Below are 15,062 nucleotides of genomic sequence, written 5' to 3' on the forward strand. Positions count from 1 at the left end.
CATCATGCTAAGGTCGGCACCCGCCTCCTCCCGTGGTAGGAGACAAAGACTGCACTTCGGCACGACGCGCAGCCAGGGCCCGCATTCCTAACGTCGAGTCATGACATGGACACTGCTGCACGACCGCATGGCCTTCATGGCCGAAGTGATCAGGGCCGCCGACACGGACCCGCAGGCGGCACTTGCGTTGATCGACAACTCATCCGAGGTGCCCGAGCTGTTCGGCGACGAGGAAGGCCTGATGCTGTCGCTCGGCCAGCGCTGGATCACCATGCTGGTGGCCAAGCTGGACCAGGCGGCCTACGAGGGCGCGTCGGCCGAACAGGTGCGGGCCGATCTCGAAGCCGCCGAGCCCGGCCTGCACGCTCTGGTGAAGATCGGCTCGCGCCGGTCGATCCGGGTGCGGTCACTGTCTCGCGGCGAACACGTGGCGGTGGGCCTCTTCGGCGGCCCGACCGGCGATCGGCAGACCGTTGCATGACCGCACCGGATTGCTCGCGCGACTGACCGGTCGGTACGCGGTTCTGGTCGTCGGTCTATGGGTGCTGGCGGCCGCCGCCGCCAATCTGGCGGTCCCCCAACTGGAGCGAATCGTCGACTCCCACGCCCGCTCCTTCATGCCCCCCGAGGCACCGAGCGCGGTGGCCGCCGCCCGGGCGGCCCAGCTGTTCAACCAGACGCCCAGCAACAACTTCGTTTACGTTGTGCTGGAACGCAATCAGCGGCTGGCCCCGGGCGACCGCCAGTTCTATGATGCGCTGACGACGAAGCTGGGTTCCGATCACCGTCACGTGTATGCGGTGACCGATCTCTGGTCGCAACCCGCGACGGCCGCCGGCGCGCAGAGCTCCGACGGTCGGGCCGTCAGCGTGATGGTGCGGCTCGCAGGAATGCTCGGCACCTCCCAGGCGCGCGACTCGGTGAATTCCGTGCGCGCCGCCATCCAGAACCTCTCGCCGCCGGCCGGCCTCGAAGTCCATGTCACGGGTCCCGGCGCCACGATCGTCGACGAGTTCTCCGCGATCGACCGGCAGATGCTCGGAATCACCGCCGCCACCATCGCTCTCATCCTGCTGTTGTTGCTGCTCGTGTACCGCTCGCCGGTGGCCGCCGCGATTCCGCTGATCTCGGTCGGGCTCGCCCTCGCGCTGGCTCGCGCGATCGTCGCCGCGCTGGGACAGGCCAATATCGTTGAGGTGTCGTTATTTTCGGTGGCGCTCATGGCAGCGATGACGCTGGGCGCCGGCACCGACTACGCGATCTTCCTGGTCGGACGCTATCACGAAGGCCGTCGCCACGGCGTCGCGCCGGAACAGGCGCTGACGCAGGCCTACCGTTCTGTCGCGCCCGTAATCATCGGATCGGCGCTGACCGTGTCGGTGGCACTGGCGTGCCTGGTATTCACGAAGGTGGGTGCGTTCCGTAGCGCCGGATTGCCCTGTTCCATCGGGATTCTGACAACCATGGTCGCCGCCCTGACCCTGACGCCCGCGCTGATGGGTCTGGCGATACGCCGCGGGTATCTGGAACCGCGGGCGTCGAAGACCGCGCGGCGCTGGCGCCGCGTCGGCACGGCCGTCGCGCGCTGGCCGGCGCCGATTTTGGTGACCGCGTTGGGGTTGACCCTGTTGGTCGCGCTGCCGTTGACCGGCATGCGGGTCGGCTTCAACGAACCCGCCGCCACACCGCCGGACACCGACTCCAACCGCGGCTACGCCAGCGCAGACCGGCATTTCGCGCCGAACGCGCTGTTGCCGGACGTCATCGCGATCCAGGCCGACCATGATCTGCGCAACCCGGCGGGACTGATCGCCATCGAGCGGATCACCCGCCACATCATGGCCGTACCGGGTGTGCGGGCGGTCCAGTCCGCCAGCCGCCCCGACGGCAAGGTGCCCGAACAGGCCACGCTCAGCTATCAGGCGGGCGTGCTGGGCCGTCAGTTCGGCGACACCATGGACTCGCTGACGCGTCGCCTGCAGCGGGTCTCCGAACTGGACGGCGCGTTGGCGCAGACGCAGGCCGCGGTCGATGATCTCGGCAATGGGTTGCGCGGCGGCAGTGCGGGGTTGGCCGACATGTCGGGGGCCGCCGAAGACATGCGCGCCGGCATGGACGGCTTGCAGCGCAATGTCACGACGGTGTCGGGCTATCTCGACCCGCTGCGCGACATCGTCGGGCGGACCCCCGACTGCGCCGCCAATCCGATCTGCTCGACGGTGGACCGGGTGCTGCAGCCCGTCGACAGCCTGGTGCAGACCTCCGCGCGGCTCGATGCCGGAGCGACGGAACTGACCAGCGGCTCGAGCACCGCCGCCGCGGCGATGGCCGGCCTGCCGCAAAGTGTGTCAGCAATGAAAGGCGCTTTGGGACAAGCGCGTTCGGCCACCCATGACCTGCTCAGGCTCACCGATACGCTCGGGCCGCAGATGCGTCAGTTGACCGACTACATGAACGAGATCGCCACGCAATTTCAGGGCAGCGCCGCGGCGGATTTCTACATGCCGCAGCGCGCGCTGACCGACCCGCGCTACACCGCCGTCCTGGACCATTTGATCTCCGAGAATGGCCGCGCCGCTTACCTCCTCGTCTACGGCGACGGGTCGGAGTGGGGCGCCGACGGCGCCAACCGGGCGGACCAGGTTCGCGCCGCCATCAAGGAGGCCACCAAGGAGGGCACCCTGACGCCGGTCGAGGTCGACCTCGCCGGGGTCGGGCCGGTGACTTCCGATCTGCAGCGCTTCGTCGCCGGCGACACCACCCTGCTGGTCGGCGCCGCGCTGGTGCTCATCTTCTTGATCGTCACCGCGATGCTGCGCAGCCCCGTCGCCGGACTCGTCGTCGTCGGCACCGTCGTGTTGTCCTACGCGTCGGCCGTTGGCGCCAGCGTGCTGATTTGGCAACACCTGTTTCGTCATGACCTGCACTGGGCCGTAGCACCTTTCGCGTTCATCGCGCTGGTTGCCGTCGGCGCGGACTACAACCTGTTGCTGGCGTTGCGCATCAAGCAGGAAGCGGCCGCAGGTCTCAAGACCGGCATCATCCGCGCCTTCGGCGGCACCGGCGGCGTGGTCACCGTTGCCGGTATCGTCTTCGGGCTGACCATGATGGCCCTGCTGACCAGCAGCGTGCTCAGCATCGCCCAGATCGGCATGACCGTCGCCGTCGGTCTGCTGCTGGACACCCTGGTGGTGCGGGCGTTCGTCGTGCCATCCGTCGTGGCCCTGCTGGGCCGGTGGTTCTGGTGGCCGAGTCCACTTCCCCGCCGCGTCGTGGCGCCGACGGTGAAAACGCCTGAGCCGCAGCTGGTTACTGCTGCGGCGGTATGACCGACGACGGGAGTCCGACCAAAACGCCTTCGACGTCGCCGTCGGCGCTCACCAGCAGGCCGCGTCCCGGCGGTAGCGCCTGGGCACGCACGTTGCGGTTGATCCGGTTCTGCGGGTCGTTATCCATATAAAGCTGGGCGACTTTCGCCGAGTTCTGGAACCTGATCCATGGATCCATTTGCAGCGTGGCCCAGTTCGCACTGTTGCGGGTGGTGAACACGTGCAGGCCGATCTGGCGGGCGCGCTCCATCAGCTTCCACAACGCGGCACCCACCGGCGGCTTGGGCGGGTAACTCTGATCCGGGCGCAGGTCTCCGATGTCGTCGATGAGCACGAAATGCCTTGGCCCTTCCCACGGCTTGAGCGCGCGCAGCTCCTCCTGGCTCAGGCCCTTGGGGGGGAGCCGGGGCAGCAGCACCTGCTGCGCCAAGGCGGTGATCACCTCGTCGATCTCGTCCTGGTCGTAGGCGTAGGCGCGCACGTAGCCCGGCCCGTGCAGATCGCGCAGGCCGTGCGGGGCGGTCTTGGGGTCGATCAGGGTCAGCTGCGCTTCCTCGGGGCTGAAGCGGTTCATGATCGCCTCGCCAATTGAGACCAGCGACAGGGTCTTTCCGCAGCCCTGCCGGCCCAGGATCATCACGCCCGGGCTTTCGCGCAGCTTGATCGGCACCGGCCCGAGTTCGTGGCGCTCTCCGATGGCAAACGAGATCGACAGATGGTCGCCGGTCGGGTGGGCGGCCTCGTATTCCAGGATCGCCTTGAGTTCCACCCGCTGCGGCAGCCGCTGCAGGGTTGCGTGCTTGGTGACGCCGGCGACGTCCGCGATGCGGGCTCCGACGTCGACGATGCTGACCATCGCGCCGGTGGCCGGGTCGGTCAAGGCCGGCACGCCGACGCGCAGCTCGTGCAGGCTGTCGGTCAGACCGAAGCCGGGGCGGTTCAGTGTCCGGCGGGCCGCGTCGCGCGACTCGAGCGACGAGTGCCCCATCTGGCTTTCGCTCGGGTCGGCCAGGCGCAATTGGATTCGCGCCGTGGCGTTTTGCAGCAGGCTTTGCCGTTGCCCGTGAATCCAGCCGCCGGCGCTGCACATGACGTGCACCCCGTACTCGGGACCCCGGCTGCTCAACGAGATGATGCGGTCACCCAGAACAGTGTCCTTCGAATACAGGTCGTCGTAGTCGTCCACCACCACGAAGACATCGCCGAACGGGTCGTTCGCGTCGGTGCCGCCCAGCCCGTCGCTGCCGGGCGCGAACCGGCGCTCGCGGAACCCGTCGAGGTCGATCTTGAGCCGCCGGAACGAATCTTCGCGGGCATCGATCAGCGCGTCCATGCTGCTCAAAATGCGTTCGATGCCCTCGGCGTCCTTCGGTGACACGATGTCGGTGACGTGCGGCAGCGACGCGGCTTGGGCGAGGGTCGCCCCGCCGATGCAGAAGAACGTGACGCGGGCGGGGCTGTACATCGTTGCCGCCGAACACATCAGCGTCATCAAGGTGGTCGTCTTGCCGCGCTGCTTGGCGCCGACCACGATCACGTTGCTGCGCAGCGCGTCGACCGCGTGCACCACCTGCTTGGACTCTTCGGGGATGTCCATGACACCCACCGGGAACATCAGGCCCGGGTTTTGCCCGTAGTCGACGTGCCAGGGCTTGCCCCGGTAACCCGCGACCAGAACGTCGATTGGCTCCGGATCCTCCAGGGGCTCCAGCCACGGCCGGCGCGGCGAGCGGTGCGGCACGTTGTGCAACGACTCCCGCAGCACGTCCACGATCTTCTTCCGCTTGAAACCGTCGTCGTAGTACAGGAATTCGTCGGGCTCGGCGTCCACGGCGGCGGCGGCTTCCAACGCCGTGGCGTCCGCGGCGTCCAACGGCTGGAACTGCCAGTTGTACAGGCGGGGCTTGGTCAGCGTCATGTCGACCGTCTCGGCGACTTCCTTGGTCTTCGGCACCACGAACGGGGCGGAGAGGTAGAAGCAGCGGAACGGCTCCAGATCGCGCGGCCCCACCTTCAGCAGGCCGAAGCCGTTCTCCTTCGACGGCAGGTGGTAGGCGGCGTCCGAGCCGATCACCTCGCGGCTGTCGTCGCCGGACTCGGCGCGCAGCGCGATGCGGAAGGCGATGTTGGACTTGACCTTTTGCAGCGAGGACAGGTCCAGGCGCTGGCCGCCCAGCATGAAGAACACGTTGGCGCCGCGGCCTTCCTGACCGATGTGGATGATGAGGTTGATCCACTTCTCGTGGTTGGCGAACAGCTCCAGGTACTCGTCGACGATGACGAGCAGCACCGGTACCGGGGGCAGGTCGCGTCCGGCGAGGCGGATCTCCTCGTAGTCGTTCGCGTCGCGGGCGCCCACCGAGGTGAAAAGCTCGTAGCGCTGCTTGATCTCACCGTCGATGACCCGACGCATCCGCTCGGCCAGGTGGCGCTCGTCCTTGCCGAGGTTGGACAGCGCGGCCACCACGTGGGGGATGCCCAGGATGTCCTGGGCCGCCGACTCGAACTTCATGTCGACGAAGATCACGTTGAACGTCTCCGGGGAGTGGGTCAGCGCGATGCCGTAAACCAGCGACAAGAAGAACTCCGACTTGCCCGACCCGCTGGTGCCGATCACCACCGAGTGGAAACCGAAGCCGCCGAAGTCCTTGGCGCGGATGGTGATGTTCTGTAGCTCACCGTTGGGTTTGGCGCCGACCGGAACCTCGCACCAGCGCTCGTCGCCGCGGCCGCGCCGCTCGGCCCATAGCCGGTCGACGTCCAGGTCGCGCGGGTCGCTGATCCCCAGGGCGCGCAGCAATTCGGTTGCGCCGCTGACGGAATCGGCGATCTCGCTGCGGCTGGTCGGTGACCAGCGTGCCATCGCGCGCGCGTAGCGGTAGGCGCGGTGCACCGACAGCTGGTCGGCGTGCGCGAAGAACTTGTTGCGCACGCGCAGCAGGGGCGCGGGGCGGCCGTCTTCCCCGTCGGAGTCCGAACCGTTGCGGTGCAGGGCGACTTCGCCGTTGACCGAACCGTTGGGTGAGCTGTGCCGCTCGCTGAGCTCGAACACCTGGTCGGTGGCGAAGCCCACGCCGGTGCCCACGCGTGAGGCGATGCGCAGCAGCGTGATTCCCGCCTTGCCGACCTGGCCGACGACGCTCTCCCAGGCGTCGGGGCTGCCGGTGTTGTCATCGACGATCACCAGGTGCGGTCCCAAATCGACGGCGTCCGTGGCGGTTTCCAGGGCCGAGCCCATGGCGGTGGGGCTGGCCGCGGCCAGCGGAGTCCAGGCGCCGCGCTTGCCCTTCATGTGCAGCTCGGCGCCCAGCGTCTCTTCCAATTCCTCCGGCGTGGCGAAGACCAGGCGCCGAAAACCGCACGCGTCGAATAGCTCGTCGTGCAAGTTATGCGGCAGCCACACGATCCACGACCACACCTCGGGGTTGCGGGTCACCACCATCAGCTTGACGTCGCGCGGGTTGTGAAACACCGCCAGCGAGCACAACACGGAGCGCATCAGTGACCGCAGCCGGTCCAGGTCCTCGCCCACGAAGCTGAATCCCGGCGCCGACCGCAGGTTCACCACCTTGGCGATGTCGCGAATCTTGCGCTGCTCCAAGATGAAATCGCGCAGCGCCTGCCCGGTGACGGGTTCGAGCTCCTCGTCGGACGCGATGTCGGGCCAGGTCACCGACAGCACCGAGTCCGGGGCGTGCTGGACCCCTGTGCCGAGCCGCACCTCCAGGAAGTCCGCGTCGGCGCGGCCGCGTTCCCACATGCGTGGGCCGCCGATGATGGCGCCCAAGCCGCGCGGGTCGGAGTGCACGGAGTTCTGCCACTCGCGTTGCGCGCACACGGCGGTCTGGATTTCGTCGCGGTTGCTGTCGAGGTCGCGAAGGTAGCGTCGACGGCCCTTTTCCATTTCGCCCCAGGTGATCTTGCGGGCTCGGCCGAAGCGCCCGGAGAACGCCAGCATGCTGAAGGCGCCGATGCCCATCAGTGGGAAGAAGCCGGTGGTCAGGCTGCGGACGCCGGAGACATAGAGCATGACGATGGTGCCGATGAGCGCGACGATCAGCGCCGGCACACCGATCATCACCCAGATGTTGCGGGGCTCGCGTTCCGGCAGCGCGATGGGCGCGCTGGGTGCTACCCGAACCGGTTTCGGCGGCTCGATCTTGACGCGGTTGATGGGGAACGCTTTCTTGGACATTCTCTAGCCTCCCGGCTTCGCCGATGTCGTCACCACAGCCACCTTGCCCAGCGCCGGCACAGTGTCGCGCGCCAAAAGCGCTGCCTCCCTGGACAGCGCGGGACCCGCAGCGAAAGTCCGCAGCAGCGGCCAGGGCGCCTGGACCGCCGAGCCCGGGTCAAGCCCGAGCGCCCGCAGCGTGGTCTCGTCGTTCGCGATCCCGAACCGAACCCCGTTGTCGGACACCCAGAACAGCGATTCGCGCGAGTCCGAGGTGACCACGCCGCTGGTCGATGTCACGAAGTTCGCCGCGCCCGGCAACACCAGCACCTGGTTGGCGACCACCGATGCCGGGTCGTTGTCGTCACGCACCAAATGGACGATGCGGTTGTCCAGGTAAGAGGGTGTCGGCAGACCGCGCCCGTTATAGACCACGACGCGCGCCCGCGGATCCGTCGACGCCTTCTCCCAGCCGACGCAGGTGGTCGGATCAGCCGCCGTGTCAATGAAATTCAGACGCTTGGTCGGGTAGTAGTCGACGGCCAGCGACGTCACCTCGGGGATGTTGACCAGCACGTCGGGGGTCACCACGCGCGGCGCCGTCGACCCGTAGGAGTTGGCGCTGCGCAACAGGTCGGCCACGAAGCTGGTGATCTTTTGCACGCCCTCGGGCAGCAAGACGTAGAACTGCTTGCCGCCGCTGGCGGTTTGGGCCTGCAGCACCGCGCCCACCTGTGATCCCGAGACCCATGTCGACGGGGTCCCCGCCAGGGGCACTTGCGGGACGCCGAGCGGTTCGGTCGCCGGCAGCGCGTCATACAGGGCCCGCGAAATCTCAACCGGCAGCGTCACTCCCGGGTCGAGTCCCAGGCTCAGCGTGACCGCCCGGTTGACCGGATCGATCTGGGAGCGTTTGCCGCCCCAGATCACATAGGTGTTGCCCTCGAACGTGACCAGCAGCCCGGCGTCGTCGCGTAGCGGAGTGGCGCGGTCGTAGGCGTCGAGCTGGCCGGCGATCGAGGTCACCACCGGTCTTTCCGGGCTGCGCGGGCGTCCCGCTGTGTCGCACACCGCCCAGGCCGAGGTGGCGCCCCGATGGACCGGCATCGCCGCCGGCGCGCCGGGGATACCGACCAGCGGCCCGGTCGGATACTTCGCTATCTCAGCGGGTTTCACCCACGTCGGCTGGTTCGCCGTTCCTGTCGCCAGTCGCGCGGACGTCAAATTCAGCGCCGGGTAGAGCCGACCATCGATCTTGGCGTAGAGCGCTCCGGAGTCGCGGTCGCCGATGATCGCCGAATCACCCACGATGCCAGTGGGTTTCAGCACGTTCAGCAGAAGCATCCAGCCCGACGCGATGGCCACGAGGAGTACGGACAGCACCAGCGCGGCCGTCTGCTTGCGGTCGTCGTGTTTCATGCGGACCGAGAACCGGGTGGTCGCCGCCCGCAGCCGCCGGTTGTAGAACAGGTGCCCGGAGTTCTGGTCGCGATTAGACAAACTCAGCGGCATGCTCAGTACCCCTTGGGTGATCGGCGAGGATCGGCCTGCTGAATCCGATCGGCGAGATTCGACGCGTCAACCGCAACCCCGTAGCGGCCCATCGCGTAGTTGATGAACGCGCACGCCTGCGCGACGAGGTTGTGAATGTCGCGCGAGGTCCCCGGCTGGTGGTAGGCCGCGAACGTGGGCGCGATGAATTGAAAGGCGCCCTTGCTGGGGGTTCCCCGCGCCGCGTTGGAATCCCAGTTGTTGATCGCGTTTGCGTTGTAGTTGGACTCGCGGCGGGCGACCAGGTCCATCCCGCGTTCCCAGCGGGCGCGCGCCGCCGGGTCATGAATGCCTTTGATATCCAGCGCTTTACGGATGGCCGCCAAGACCGCCTGGCGCCCGCTGGCGTGATTTCCGTGCATCGACCGCCTCTGCGGGTAGTGCAGGCGTCGTAGTCGCCGCGCGAGCAGCTTTGCGCGCCGTCGTGCTTCGATGACGTGGCGGTGTTGGGTCCGCAGCCGTGTCGCCATGCGCGCCATGGCTTCCCGCCGTCCCATCGGCGTATCGGCGGCCGGGGTTACGTCCGATTCGGCGGCTTCGAGCACCGCGCGCGTCGCCGCCCGAGCGTGCGCGTGATCGGCGCGCGCCGCCGCGATGATGTCCCCCACCGTCCGGTCGGCGTGGCTTGAGTGGTTCAGCAGTTTTATCGAGGCGCCCGAGCGTGCGGACGCCGTTTTCGGTAGCCCTGCGGCGTGGCGCGCTATCGCGTGTGTCTGCTCCGCCACGTCACCGATGTGCGGGCTGCTCGGGGTGCCCGCGAACAGATTATGGGCGCGGACCAATGCCGCGACCGCTTGCATTCTCAGGGGATCGGTCATCGACGTCCCCGCCCCAATCCACCTGTGCGCCGCCACGGCGCCGCATCCTTGCCGGACACTCGAGCTAGTACTCCCACACCCTCCTGGCCGCGGATTCCGCGGTCGCTGCAGACGTACCTCATAGCATGCACGTATCGACAGTTCCGCTGTCAATAACGGGCAACCCAATATGACTTGGGGCCGGCCGGCCGCGATTACGTAGCGACCCTACTGCCGGACGGACTACCGAACCACTCACCTATCGGTCGGTTGGGACTAGTCCTTCGGCTCGTCCTCGGACGGCATGATCACGATCCGGCGATTGGGCCTGTTGGTAACCACCGTCGGCTTAGCCTCGCCGGATTTGCTGCCCGGGGCGCTCGGCGGGACCGTCAGGCGGCCCTTGACCGGCTGGCCGTTGGGCACGCCCGGGGCGGTCACCCGCTTTTCGACCGGCTTGTCCTTGTTGCCGCCTTCGCCACCGGCGCCCATCGCACCTGGCGGCATCATTGGCATGCCGGTCATTCCCGTCTGTCCGGGCATGGCGGGCATGCCGCCGGTTGCCGGCATTATCGGGGCCTTCGCGCCGGCCGGTGTCGTCGGTGGCGACGATGTCGGCACGGGCGGCGGACCCAGTGAGCTGGCCGGAACCGTGCCGCCTCCACCGAGGCCGGCGCCGCCACCGGAACCGCCGCCGAGTCCGGCGCCGCCGGATCCGACACTGTCGACCAGGTGCGCGCTGTCGGCGAGGGAGGCTGCGCCGTGCGCGCCCTGTACCGCGCTCATCAGCGGCTGGAGGGCGCTCTGGCCGGCCTGCATCGCCTGCTGGGGAAGCTGGGTCATCGGCCCCATGACGCCGCCCATAGCGCCGCCCATGGCGCCCGTCACGCTGGACAGCATTTGCTGAATCATCTGCATCTCTTGCTGCCCGTTTGCCTCGTTGGCCGGGAATTTGGCAGCGGCATCGGCGGCGTGCGCGCGGCGGTCCGCGTCGGCCGCTTCGGCATCTGCGGCGTCTTGCGGGACGCCGGCGTTGCCGGCTGCTCCGATTGCCCCTTGCATACCGCCGACCGGCGATGGGTCGCCCGGCGCAGCAGGACCCGGCCTCGGAATCGACGCCGGGGGTCCGCCGACTAGGCCGTTGGTAGAGAACGGGTCACTTCTGATTCCACCGCCCACGTCTCACCTCCACCCCATTAGGCAGTTTCGATTACTCGTACCGTCATTTTGGCATAAGACGCCCGGAACGGTATTCACCCGAGATTGAGGGGCGCTACGAACCGCCGCGGTGGCTGATCGCCTCAAACCAGGCCAGGTGGTAATTCGTAAGGTATTCGTGCCCATCGATCAACGCCTCAATCGCCGCTAAGAGCATCCAATCCCCGACGGCCGCTGGATCGTGATGAGGATATGCGGCCAGCACCGAGTGCTGAAGGTCGGCGACGCATTCGCGCAGCATCTCGATTTCGCTTTCCAGCACACCTGTCTTTCGCACCGCGGGCGCCGCGACGGCTTGCGCAATTCGCGGTAGTCCGTCGCGTCGGCGCACCGCTTCAACCAGGGTGGGCCCGAGTTCGTCGACTTGGGGCGCGGCCGAGCGCGCCGGCCGGTCGCCGCTGAGCGCGGGTTCGTCGGAACCCGGTTCTGCGACATAGGTGTTGGCGTGGTGGGCGGCCGCAACCGTGATGGCGCCGAGCAGGTCGACGACGTTGGCGTCATGGCGCCGCGCCGACGGCTCGAGCAGGGTTACGTGGGCGGGCAACCGGATGTGGGGCGGAATCCACCCGCCTGCGAGGTCGGTGACGAGCAGCGTGGTGGTGCCGTCGTCGCGGAGCCCGGCCGCCCACGACAGGCGCGGCTCCTGGCGGGCGACCGCATCGACGAGCCGCTGGAGGCGCTGTTGTTCGGCAGCCCTTGCGGATGTCGCGCCGGCGGTCGCGCCCGTTGCCGCGGACGCTGCCGATGCGCTGGCCATCGCTGACGAGCCCGTGCCGGCCTGCGCGGCGGCTGCCCCGGATGCCGTGCGCTCCACCGGCGAGACCAGCGGTCCGCCCGCCGACGGGGACGACGCCGGCGACGGTGCTACCGGCGCGCCCGAGATCGGACCAGCCGGGGCGGACGGCACGGACGGCGGTGCCACGACGGGCGGACGTAGGTCAGAGCCGTAGGCGGGCAACGATCCTGATGGGATGGAGGACCCGCCAACTGGCGCCGCGGACGACGACCACGAACTACCGGTCATGACCGCAGGCGTTACCGAAGTGGCTCCGCCAGTTGTCATTGGCGCGGGCGCCGCGGGTGGCTGCGCGTCGACGGGAGGCGTTCCCGCGACGAACGCTCCGGCGCTAGGCACGGTCGGCGCAACTGCCGGTACACCCTGCGCGGTTTGCGGCGCCCCGCCATCGAACGCGTTCAGCGGCCCGGCCGAAAGTGCTTGCCCCCCAGGGCCTGTCGATTGGCCCGTGGCGAAGCCGGACGTGAAGGATTGGGCCAGGTTGGGCTGACCGCCTTGGCCGATACCGGCTGGCGACATGGACATACCGCCGCCGCTCTGCACGCCTGGCATCCCTGGCGATACTGTTCCGCCGCCGCCAGGCATGTGAACACCTGCTGACGATGGCGGAGCGGTACCGACCGGAAGGCTGGAGCGAACACCGTCACTACTTATTGGCGCTGCCGGTGCGCCGCCGGTCGAACCCGTGTGTAATCCACTTCCACCGCCACGTATCCCCCCACTACCAGCCGCCGATGGTGCATGCGCCGGTGAACCCCCAGATGGGGGCACTCCTCCATCGCCGCGCACCCCGCTGGCACCAGCACCGCCTGTTACCGAATTCAGGTCATGTTCACCGATCGGGTTCGGCGGCGAGGCGTCACTGACGTTGAAGCCGTTTGCACGTGCCCAGCTCCGAGCATCACCGCCAATACCATCAATATCGAGGATCTTTTGTGTCGCCGCCATCATCTTGTCGACCGAGTCCCGACTGGCGTTTCCGGCATCGGCGTTGCAGCGCACCTGCACAGCTTGTATTTCCGCTAGCTTCTCCGGAAGCGGCTTCTTCGATGCGAGGATGTCGTTGATCTCTTTGTTACCCGCATTCGCTATGTCCGACAACCGGCTTCGGGCATAATCGGTCGCGTCGGCAGCCGAATTGAAAGCCGCAGCTTTTGTCTGATACTTCTCAGCGAGATCCAGGTGAAACTTTTCGCCCCGCTGAAACCGGTCTATAAGGTCGTCCGCTGTGTGACCCTGATTGTGAGCCGCGAATAACGTCCACTGAGTGCGCAGGGTCTGGGAATAGAGTTGTTGCTCCGCACACGCTTCGCTCCAATATTGGGCACCGGCCCGTAGAGCCGTCGACGGTGCCGGCCACCAAGGCCCAATCAGCGCCGCTGTCCATGTGCCTGGCGGAAGGTCAACCCACACCACATACCTTTTTCATTGCTGCGTCCTTGGCGTTCACGTCGGCGACAGCATCCTGAAACTCGGAATCCGTCGCAACCCCCTCGCTGCTCTTCGCCGTGTCCGTCAGGTATGCCGTAGCTAGCGCCTCGGCGGCGCTGCGGTGCTCGTCGTCCAGGGCAGGATTGTTGGATGCGTTGTAAAGCATGATCGCGGAATTCGTAAGGGCAATGCGCGCAAACGACTTATCGCTGCCATTCGTATCAACTTGTACGGCCCTGGCGGCCAACCTGTAGGTCTCGCAAAGCCGCTGGCGTGCCGTTGCAGTTTCGGTAGCGGCACGTGTCGACGCCGTCGGAGTGGTCACCGACGATTGCGTAGGCGCCGGCCGTGTTAGCGCCACAATCAGTGCACCGACAGCCATTACGGCGGTCACCGCCACGGCAATCGGCAGCCATGGGCGCGGTCGTGGTGCCTGCTGCCCGAGGTGCGGTGGTGACCAATTTCCCGCAGCCGGCGGGGCTGTAGGGATCTCGCCAAACTCCGAAGGCAGGTCTCCCGCCATACAGTCCTCCTCTGGTCCGCAAAGTCCCATATGCGACAGCTTGCAAGTTGTCCTGGCGCGGGTTTACCCCTTTAATAGTGGAGCAGGCGACGACGCGCCAGGCAATTCACTATGCCTAGGTTCGCCCTGATTCAGAGGCAACCGGAGGCGTACAGCACATCTTTGTCGGCGGGGATCACCCTTCGCCGCATATCCATCTCATAGCTGCGTCCTCGCAGTGGCATCATCGTTAAGGACGGCCCCCCTACTGCATCTGTGACGACGCCTTACAGTGAGCGTCGATACCGTGCCGTAGGCGGCCCCATCTACGCGCGGCAACATCGCAGTTGGGCGACGAGACCCCGGTTGCTGGGCGCTGTAGGCCACCGCGACGGCGTTTTCCCCGCAACCAAGAAGTGCGTTGTTGCGACTCTGCGGCTCCTATCATGCAGAGCGGCCTCGTAGGTGTCACACAACCGTCGTTGCGGAGGACGATGCCGACATCGCTAACAGTTGTTCTTCCTGTAACGCTTCGTCGGCAGGCACACAGCGTCTTTTGGGGCGGCCCCTGTTCCAATTGCAGATTTCGCATCTCAACGGTTCCGGTCAACGGAGAACCGATACCTGATCTAATCCGCCTTTCGTATTCGCGAAGCGGCGGCGACCCACGCGACGTTCAGCCGCCACCGCATACTCGCTTCATCGCCGCATCTTTCGCGTTTATGTCGTCGAGTGCGGCTTGGAACTGTGCATCGGTCGCGACATCCCTATTTCCCATAGCCGTTCCTTTGCGATAAGACGCGGCTAGCGCGCGGGCAGGCTCGCGATATGTTGCGTCGAGCGCTGGATCGGCGGCCGCGTTATCGAGCATCGCCGCAGCGTTGGTAAGCGCGATGCGACCCAGAGCGACGTCGTGGCCGTTCGTATCGACCTGCACGGCCTGCGCTCCTAGCCTGTACGTATCGCATAGTCGTTGTTCGGCTGCCGAGGTCTCGGCAGCACTCGGGGTCGGCGCAGTGGTCGTAGCAGCTGGTTGCGTAGCTGTCGGCCGTGTCAGAGCCACCATCAGTGCAACAATCGCAACTATGGTGGCAACTCCGGCCAAAAGCATTGCTAGCCATGCCCGCTGACGTGGTCGTGGCTGAGCGGGAAACACGGGTGCCCACGGCGCCGAACTGGGCGGCCCCCCGATTGACCCGCCCCCGGGAGTGGGAGGCAAATCCGCCGCCATAAGCCCTCCTCATAGTTGTCAGCAGCGATCCGA

The 15,062-nt window shown here is 67.0% G+C and carries 9 protein-coding genes; 2 read left to right on the forward strand and 7 right to left on the reverse strand.

The window, feature by feature from the left end; translation table 11 throughout:
- Positions 1 to 100 precede the first annotated feature (100 nt).
- Together K883_RS08810 and K883_RS08815 are read left to right on the forward strand one after the other, a co-directional pair.
- Positions 101 to 481 carry a hypothetical protein gene (locus tag K883_RS08810; RefSeq protein ID WP_036454258.1) on the forward strand — a complete coding sequence of 127 codons (381 nt, stop codon included), beginning with the start codon at positions 101 to 103 and terminating at the stop codon, positions 479 to 481.
- Complete coding sequence (locus K883_RS08815; protein ID WP_036454260.1) at positions 474 to 3,329, forward strand: MMPL/RND family transporter; 2,856 nt, start codon at positions 474 to 476, stop codon at positions 3,327 to 3,329. Before K883_RS08810 ends, K883_RS08815 begins: the two co-directional genes overlap by 8 nt.
- Here K883_RS08815 and K883_RS08820 read toward each other — a convergent pair.
- The 7 genes from K883_RS08820 to K883_RS26630 all read right to left on the reverse strand — a co-directional run bounded on the left by K883_RS08820 (position 3,310) and on the right by K883_RS26630 (position 15,029).
- Positions 3,310 to 7,524: a type VII secretion protein EccC gene (locus tag K883_RS08820; RefSeq protein ID WP_036454263.1), complete on the reverse strand. Its 4,215-nt coding sequence runs from the start codon at positions 7,522 to 7,524 to the stop codon at positions 3,310 to 3,312. The two genes, K883_RS08815 and K883_RS08820, sit on opposite strands and share 20 nt — an antisense overlap.
- A 3-nt stretch (positions 7,525 to 7,527) precedes the next feature.
- Positions 7,528 to 9,015, reverse strand: coding sequence for a type VII secretion protein EccB (eccB, locus tag K883_RS08825; protein WP_036454265.1), 1,488 nt, complete (start codon positions 9,013 to 9,015; stop codon positions 7,528 to 7,530).
- Positions 9,016 to 9,017: 2 nt separating this feature from the next.
- On the reverse strand, positions 9,018 to 9,854 hold the full coding sequence (locus K883_RS08830) for a transglycosylase SLT domain-containing protein (RefSeq protein ID WP_081914356.1): 837 nt from the start codon (positions 9,852 to 9,854) through the stop codon (positions 9,018 to 9,020).
- 273 nt (positions 9,855 to 10,127) lie between these two features.
- Positions 10,128 to 10,913, reverse strand: coding sequence for a hypothetical protein (locus tag K883_RS08835; protein WP_036454271.1), 786 nt, complete (start codon positions 10,911 to 10,913; stop codon positions 10,128 to 10,130).
- Positions 10,914 to 11,124: 211 nt separating this feature from the next.
- On the reverse strand, positions 11,125 to 11,991 hold the full coding sequence (locus tag K883_RS28175) for a DUF5631 domain-containing protein (RefSeq protein WP_240619083.1): 867 nt from the start codon (positions 11,989 to 11,991) through the stop codon (positions 11,125 to 11,127).
- A gap of 1,276 nt (positions 11,992 to 13,267) precedes the next feature.
- The gene (locus K883_RS28535; protein WP_369798863.1) at positions 13,268 to 13,621 is read right to left on the reverse strand and encodes a hypothetical protein; all 354 of its coding nucleotides are present in this window, start codon (positions 13,619 to 13,621) and stop codon (positions 13,268 to 13,270) included.
- Between the two features lie 853 nt (positions 13,622 to 14,474).
- Positions 14,475 to 15,029: a hypothetical protein gene (locus K883_RS26630; protein ID WP_081914359.1), complete on the reverse strand. Its 555-nt coding sequence runs from the start codon at positions 15,027 to 15,029 to the stop codon at positions 14,475 to 14,477.
- Positions 15,030 to 15,062: the final 33 nt, after the last annotated feature.

Source organism: Mycobacterium sp. TKK-01-0059 (assembly GCF_000709305.1).
GTDB lineage: Bacteria > Actinomycetota > Actinomycetes > Mycobacteriales > Mycobacteriaceae > Mycobacterium > Mycobacterium intracellulare.

Coding starts and splice junctions, on each gene's coding strand:
- K883_RS08810 (WP_036454258.1), top strand. CDS start 101: ATGACATGGACACTGCTGCACGACCGCATGGCCTTCATGGCCGAAGTG.
- K883_RS08820 (WP_036454263.1), bottom strand. CDS start 7,524: ATGTCCAAGAAAGCGTTCCCCATCAACCGCGTCAAGATCGAGCCGCCG.
- eccB (WP_036454265.1), bottom strand. CDS start 9,015: ATGCCGCTGAGTTTGTCTAATCGCGACCAGAACTCCGGGCACCTGTTC.
- K883_RS08830 (WP_081914356.1), bottom strand. CDS start 9,854: ATGCAAGCGGTCGCGGCATTGGTCCGCGCCCATAATCTGTTCGCGGGC.
- K883_RS08835 (WP_036454271.1), bottom strand. CDS start 10,913: ATGCAAGGGGCAATCGGAGCAGCCGGCAACGCCGGCGTCCCGCAAGAC.
- K883_RS26630 (WP_081914359.1), bottom strand. CDS start 15,029: ATGGCGGCGGATTTGCCTCCCACTCCCGGGGGCGGGTCAATCGGGGGG.